At 60.8% G+C, this 6,382-nt stretch carries 6 protein-coding genes; 4 read left to right on the top strand and 2 right to left on the bottom strand.

What is annotated here, in order from left to right:
- Both ACFDTG_RS06905 and ACFDTG_RS06900 read left to right on the top strand, forming a co-directional pair.
- Positions 1-872 (top strand): acyltransferase family protein (locus ACFDTG_RS06905; protein WP_375290281.1); only part of this gene is annotated, 872 nt, incomplete at its 5' end.
- Positions 873-1,169: 297 nt separating this feature from the next.
- Positions 1,170-1,895 (top strand): 3'(2'),5'-bisphosphate nucleotidase CysQ, encoded by a 726-nt coding sequence (locus ACFDTG_RS06900; protein WP_375290280.1) that lies wholly within the window; start codon positions 1,170-1,172, stop codon positions 1,893-1,895.
- A gap of 30 nt (positions 1,896-1,925) precedes the next feature.
- On the opposite strand, the gene ACFDTG_RS06895 is transcribed toward ACFDTG_RS06900, so the two are convergent.
- On the bottom strand, positions 1,926-3,194 hold the full coding sequence (locus ACFDTG_RS06895) for an acetyl-CoA C-acetyltransferase (protein ID WP_375290279.1): 1,269 nt from the start codon (positions 3,192-3,194) through the stop codon (positions 1,926-1,928).
- Positions 3,195-3,292: 98 nt separating this feature from the next.
- Here ACFDTG_RS06895 and ACFDTG_RS06890 point away from each other — a divergent pair, with 98 nt between their 5' ends.
- Both ACFDTG_RS06890 and ACFDTG_RS06885 read left to right on the top strand, forming a co-directional pair.
- Positions 3,293-4,054, top strand: coding sequence for a crotonase/enoyl-CoA hydratase family protein (locus ACFDTG_RS06890; RefSeq protein ID WP_375290278.1), 762 nt, complete (start codon positions 3,293-3,295; stop codon positions 4,052-4,054).
- Positions 4,055-4,056: 2 nt separating this feature from the next.
- Positions 4,057-5,220 (top strand): acyl-CoA dehydrogenase family protein, encoded by a 1,164-nt coding sequence (locus ACFDTG_RS06885; protein WP_375290277.1) that lies wholly within the window; start codon positions 4,057-4,059, stop codon positions 5,218-5,220.
- A gap of 124 nt (positions 5,221-5,344) precedes the next feature.
- On the opposite strand, the gene ACFDTG_RS06880 is transcribed toward ACFDTG_RS06885, so the two are convergent.
- Positions 5,345-6,355 carry a fumarylacetoacetate hydrolase family protein gene (locus ACFDTG_RS06880; protein ID WP_375290276.1) on the bottom strand — a complete coding sequence of 337 codons (1,011 nt, stop codon included), beginning with the start codon at positions 6,353-6,355 and terminating at the stop codon, positions 5,345-5,347.
- Positions 6,356-6,382: the final 27 nt, after the last annotated feature.

The raw sequence follows: 6,382 nt of genomic DNA, 5'->3' as shown, positions 1-6,382 counted from the left end.
GCATTTTTCGCCTGCATCCAATGCTCGTTGCAGGCGGGCTCCTAGCTGCTTTTGTGGCTTTTTTCCAAAGTAGAACGGGGTACGATCATTTTGGCAATTACGCTCCTGCTACATTCATTTCCAGCATGGTACCGTTTCCCGCATTCTGGACGACCTCCTATGTCGCTTTCCCATGGAACGTACCGGTCTGGTCGCTATTTTTCGAATTGATCGCGAGTTTTATTGCTGGTGCGTTTTTGATCAATGCGAGACGGACGCCGCTGCTTGCCACGGCAACCGTGTCAGGACTGATTCTTGCAATCTCCAGCATTGAACAGAATGGGTTTCAGGTCGGTTATCAGCGCGACCCATTTCTTTTTTGGCTCGGCCTGCCAAGGGTAGTTTTTTCTTTCGCAGTGGGTGTGGTGGTATATCGTTTGCACCGTCAGATAGATATTTCAGCACACCGATACGGTTGGCTTTGCGCAGCAATTCTTTTCGCTACATTTGCGGCAATGGGCCATAAAGCGCCCGGTTCGTCCTGGTACGATCTCATTGTGGTTTTCATTATCTATCCCCTCCTGATTTTTTTCGCAGCCAGGGCAGATTCGGTCCTTCCCCGTTTTTGCGTTTTCCTGGGGGCTGTTTCCTATCCCCTTTATATTGTTCACGAGCCAATTCTTAAGATCATCGGTGGTGGCTTCAATGCATTAGGTTTATCAAGCGCTGGTCAAGGTGAAGCGCCCATGCTCCTCGAAGCCTTGATGCGGTTGGGCCTCACGGTTCTCGTATCGTTTATAATTTTGAAAGTCTTCGACGAGCCCGTTCGAGCGTATCTCAAGACGAGGACTAAAAGACGATCAGCCTCACGAGAGGAATTTCATGCTCGGTAAGGCTTTGATCCGCTAAATTCCTCTGTTTAGACCGTGCTAGCGAGCGCGCTGCGGTAAGATTGAGATCGGCCCTTTTGTGCCAAGCGCGCTCCGTATTTCGCGGTAGATCGGATCGGCGAAGCTTTTGGTGATCACTGCCCTCGCGTTCTTGCCGTGCCGGCACCAACGCCCCGCATCGCGTTGATTGTCACGCGCTTTTCCTTGTCCGAAATCATTCGCTGATGGACTGGGTTGTTGCCTAGCGCAGCTAGGTACCATAGCGTCCTGCCGCGCGATGAAAGATGTCTGGAAACCCACATGACGGATGCCGAACTGGCCGCGCGTCTCGCCCAGACACTGGGGCCGATACTCGAGCGGGTGCGAGAGGCTAAGCTTTTCGAGCCGGACGGGCTGGGCCGCGTGGGCGATCAGATCGCCGATCGGTATCTGATCAACGCCCTTCGTGAACATCGCCCGGATGATGGCATCATCTGTGAGGAGATGCGCGAACGGCCGCGCCGTCTGGAAAAATCACGCGTTTGGATCGTCGATCCGATCGACGGAACCCGTGAATTCGCCGAGGGGCGGGCCGACTGGGCAATCCACGTCGGTCTTGCGATCGATGGAGACGCTGCGATCGGCGCGGTCGGTATGCCGTGCCTCGATGGCGGCGTGGTCTTTCGCAGCGACCGTCCGGTCGAACTGGCTCCCAGGCACGCCGCGCCGCGGATCGTAGTGAGCCGCACGCGCCCGCCCGAAGAGGCGTCGAACATCGCCGCGCGGATTGGGGGCAGTATCGTCCCGATGGGCAGCGCGGGCGCGAAGGCGATGGCGGTGATCAGGGGAGAGGCGGATATCTATCTGCACTCTGGCGGCATGAGCGAGTGGGACAGCTGCGCACCTGTCGCGGTGGCCCAGGCGCATAGGCTGCATTGCTCCCACCTCGATGGTTCGCCTCTCCGTTACAATAGGGGCGATCTATCGATGTCCGATCTTCTGATCTGTCGCCCGGAATGGGCGAAACCCGTCCTCGACGCGTTTTGACGGGTCCCTCCTGCCCAATCCAACCAGGTCTCAGTCGGCCCAGTCCTCGACGCGTTCGACGATGATCGCGGGGGCCATGCCGCCAGCCGCGCACATCGTGACGAGGCCGTAGCGCTTGCCCTGCCGCTCCAGCTCATCGACGATCGTGCCGATCAGGATCGATCCCGTCGCGCCGATGGGGTGCCCGAGCGCGATCGAGCCGCCGTTTACATTGACCTTGTCCCAATCGAGTTCGAGATCGCGGACGAATTTCGCGGCGACCACAGCAAACGCCTCGTTGATCTCGTAGAGATCGATGTCGTCTTTCGAGAGACCGGCCTTTTCCAGCACCTTTCTGGCGGCAGGGACGGGTGCGTTGAGCATGAGCGTGGGGTCATCGCCCATATTGGCGGTGGCGACGATGCGGGCACGAGGTTTGAGCCCGTGCTTGCGGCCGTAATCCGCGCTGGTGAGCAACACGGCCGCCGCTCCGTCCACCACGCCGCTGGAATTGCCGGCATGGTGGAAATGCTCGATGTCAAGATCGGGATATTTCTCGTTCACCAGGCCGCGGAAGGTCGTTCCCTTTTCGTCGAGCGGCACATTCGCGATCTTGGTGAAGGCCGGCTCCAGCTTGGCCAGGCCTTCCATCGTCGTTTCGGGGCGGGGAAATTCCTCGCGCTCGAGAACGACCGTTCCGCTGTCGTCTTGGACGGGGACGAGCGACTTCTGGAACCGGTTCTCCTCGATTGCCTGTGCCGCGCGCTGCTGGCTGCGAAAGCCGACCTCATCCAGTTCCTCCCGCGTGAAGCCTTCCATCGTCGCGATGGCGTCGCCGCATACTCCCTGGTGGCTCTGGGGATGGCTGGCTTGCAGGCGTTCGTTGTGGCTGCCCATCATCGGGCCCTTGATGCCGGCCGCCATCTTGTCGCGCGCCATCTGTGCGGTGAGGCTCATCATCTCGGTTCCGCCTGAGATAACGCAATCCTCCATCCCGCTCATCACCTGAGCGGCCGCGAGCGCCACGGAGGTAATGCCTCCGCCGCAGAACCGGTCCAGCGTGGTGCCGCTGGCGGTGATATCGTAACCGGCGTCGAGCGCGGCCATCCGCCCGAGATCTCCCGCCTGGGGGCCGTCCTGAGTGCTCACCGACCAGATGATGTCGTCCACGGTCGACGTATCGAGATCGTTTCGGTCGCGGATCGCCGAAAGGACCGTCGCGGCGAGATGCTGCGGATGCATGTGCGCCAAGGCACCCTTGCCCTGCTTCCCGATTCCCCGCGGCGTTCGCACTGCATCGACGATATAGGCTTCAGGCATCACGGTTCCTCTCAGTTCTGATAATAGGTTGACGGGTACGTAAACCTTGCCCCACATACAGGCAAGACAGTTTCCATAAGCAACGGGAGCCAGCGAGGATGTCCGAGGAAATTCTGACCGAGGTGCGCGATGGCGTGCTGATCGTGACCATCAACCGTCCCGATGCGAAGAATGCCATGACCAAGGCGGCAGCAGAGGGGATCGCGGCGGCCATGGACCGCCTGGACGGCGAGGACGATTTGCGGGTCGGTTTGTTGAAGGGCGCGGGCGGCACCTTCTGTTCGGGAATGGATCTCAAGGGCTTCCTGCGGGGGGAAAGCCCGAGCATCGAAGGTCGCGGGTTTGGCGGCATTGTACAGAAGCCGCCGGTCAAGCCGCTGATCGCCGCAGTCGAAGGCTATGCCTTGGCAGGCGGGCTGGAGCTGATGATCGCCTGCGATCTCGTGGTGGCGAACAAGGATGCGAAATTCGGCATTCCCGAGGTGAAGCGCGGCCTCGTCGCGGCGGCGGGCGGGGTCATGATGCTGCCCGACCAGATCCCGGAACGGATCGCGATGGAGCTGGCATTGACCGGCGAGTTCATCGACGCGCACCGTGCCTATGAACTGGGTCTCATCAATCGTGTCGTGGATGGAGATGCGCTGGAAGGCGCGCTGGAACTTGCGGCCAAAATCGCCGAGAACGGCCCGCTGGCCGTGCGCGTGTCGAAACAGATCATCAAGGACTCGCGCGGCTGGCCGATGGACGAGCGCTACGACAAGCAGGCGCAGCTGATCGGACCGGTCTTCTTCAGCGAGGACGCGCGCGAAGGCGCGGCTGCCTTTGCGGAGAAGCGCAAGCCGAACTGGAAGGGGAAATAAGCATGGCCGTCATCGACGTACCCGAGCCCGAATACATGCAGGACGAGGAGATTGCGATCTTCTCCGACGCGGTCGGCAAGTTCTACGAGAAACATGCGCCCGAAAAGCGCGTCCTCAAATGGCGCGAGGACGGGCAGGTCGAGCGCGAATTCTGGAACGAAGCGGGCGAGGCGGGCCTGCTCGGTGCGTCCGTGCCGGAAGAATATGGCGGCCATGGCGGCGATTTCCGCCACGAGATGGTGGTGATCGACCAACAGGGCAAACATGGCGTCGAAGGCTTTTCCGCCAGCCTCCACAACACCGTGATCCTGCCCTACCTGGTCCGCCACGGCACCGAGGAACAGAAAAAGAAATATCTGCCCAAGCTGGTTTCGGGCGAGCTGGTCAGCGCCATCGCCATGACGGAACCGGGCGTCGGCTCCGACCTACAGAGCATCACAACCACGGCATTGAAGGATGGTAACGGCTACCGCATCAACGGGGCCAAGACCTATATCTCGAACGGCCAGATCGCCGATTTCATCATCGTCGTCGCCAAGACCGACCCGAAGGAGCGGGCCAAGGGCATCTCGTTGATGTTGCTGGAGACCGAGGGCGCGGAAGGGTTCCAGCGCGGCAAGAAGCTCGACAAGGTCGGGCTCGATGCGCAGGACACCAGCGAATTATTCTTCGACGATGTGTTCGTCCCGGCCGAGAACGTGCTGGGTGGAGAGGAAGGTAAGGGCTTCTACCAGTTGATGGGCGAATTGCCGCAGGAACGCCTTATTATCGCGATGGGCGGCATGACGGTGATCGAACGCGCGCTCGAAGAAACGGTCAAGTTCACCAAGGAGCGCAAGGCGTTCGGCCAGACTATCTGGGATTTCCAGAACACCCAGTTCACGCTCGCCGACCTGAAAGCGAAGGGGACGGCGGCGAAGATCTTCGTGAACGATTGCATCGCCAAGCATCTGAAGGGCGAACTGGACGTGCCGACAGCCTGCATGGCCAAATACTGGGTGACCGAATTGCAGGGCGAGGTGGTCGACAAGTGCCTGCAACTGCATGGCGGTGCCGGCTATATCAACGACTACCCGATCGCCCGCATGTTTCGCGACAGCCGCATCAGCCGCATATTCGGCGGATCGAACGAGATCATGAAGATGGTGATCGCGCGTTCGATGTAGCTATCCGGAATGCATAGGCCTTCACGGCAGCGGAAACGGGGATCTCGCTCGACCGGGTCGGACCTGAGGGCGCGAGGCCCCAGCTTTCACTGGGACGCCGGCCTGTTTGAAATGGTATGGAGGATCAGGCCCCCACCACCGTCTGCTCGATGGCACCGAAGATGGAATGGCCTTCCTTGTCCTTCATTTCGATCCGCACCGTATCGCCTGGGCTGAGGAACGGCGTGCTCGCCTCACCGTTGCCGATGGCCTCAATCATGCGGATTTCCGCGATGCAGCTGTAGCCTGCTCCGCCTTCGCTCACCGGCTTGCCCGGATCGCCGCCGGGCCCCCGGTTGGAGACGGTGCCGCTGCCGATGATGGTGCCGGCTGAAAGGCGACGGGTTCTGGCCGCATGAGCCACCAGCTGCGCAAGGCTGAATGTCGCATCCTGCCCGGCGTTCGGGCGACCGAAAGCCTGGCCGTTGAGATCGACCATCAGAGGCAGATGTACGAGGCTGCCGCTCCACGCATCGCCCAGCTCGTCCGGCGTCACCGCGACGGGGCTGAAGGCGCTGGCGGGCTTTGCCTGAAAGAAGCCGAAACCCTTGGCCAGTTCGTCGGGGATCAGGCCGCGTAGCGACACGTCGTTGACCAGCATCACCAGCTTGATGTGATCCGCCGCCTGTTCCTTCGAAACGCCCATCGGCACATCGTCGGTGACGACCGCGATTTCGCCCTCCATGTCGCAGCCCCAGGCTTCGTCGCCCAGCGGAATGTCCTCGCGCGGGCCGAGAAAACCGTCGCTGCCGCCCTGATACATCAGCGGATCGTGATAGAAGCTTTCTGGCATTTCCGCGCCGCGGGCTTTCCGCACCAGTTCCACGTGATTGATGTAAGCGCTGCCATCTGCCCACTGGAAGGCGCGGGGCAGGGGGCTCATCGCCTCGCGCTCGTGAAACCGCTCGCACGGCACCGTTTGATGTTCGACATCGGTGTAGAGCGCTGCCAGCTTGGGAGCCACCCGGTCCCAGTTGTCGAGCGCATATTGCAGTGTCGGCGCAATGTAGCCCGCCGCGCAGCAGCGGGTCAGATCCTTCGAGACCACCACGAGTTTACCGTCGCGCGTTCCGTCATTGAGGCTGGCGAGTTTCATGCTGTGTCGTTCCTCTCCGCTTAGTCT

It is taken from the genome of Qipengyuania sp., from assembly GCF_042095715.1.
In the GTDB taxonomy this organism is placed as follows: domain Bacteria; phylum Pseudomonadota; class Alphaproteobacteria; order Sphingomonadales; family Sphingomonadaceae; genus Qipengyuania.
Note: the sequence above shows the minus strand (reverse complement) of the source record. Positions and strands in the feature narration are given on the sequence as shown.